Below are 409 nucleotides of genomic sequence, written 5' to 3' on the forward strand. Positions count from 1 at the left end.
ATATATATATGTATAGAATTAATCAAATTCTAATTTTCTGTAGAGACGCACCGCAGTGCGTCTAATGCATAAGATAGATAAAACTGAAAATTTGATTTAAACGATCAGAATTGGGATTTGGAATTTTAGTATGTATTAGGAGCTAAATCCCGCTATCCGCTGCAATCTTTTGCTTTTTAAAGGAAAAAGCAAAAGGATTTCCGCTGCTATCGGGGCTAGGGCATTTGTTTTCATAAGAGATAAAATTAAAAACTAAGCATCTTGGGGACTCTGTGAGGTCAAAACGAGCAGAAAATAAGACTTTTCGGCTTGGCACCTTCGCGGCAAAATAAAGAAAGTGCAGTGAAATGAAGAAAAACCCCACAAGAAGCAGAAAAAACTTCAATTGTAAATCACCTGTTATGAGAGT

General features: G+C 35.7%; 1 protein-coding gene. It reads right to left on the bottom strand.

Annotated features, from left to right (window positions below):
• Positions 1–142: 142 nt before the first annotated feature.
• Positions 143–409: hypothetical protein (locus tag BOW55_RS21125; RefSeq protein ID WP_206733645.1), on the bottom strand; the 267-nt coding region annotated here is incomplete at its 5' end.

The organism is Flavobacterium sp. YO12 (genome assembly GCF_004119495.1).
Lineage (GTDB): Bacteria > Bacteroidota > Bacteroidia > Flavobacteriales > Flavobacteriaceae > Flavobacterium.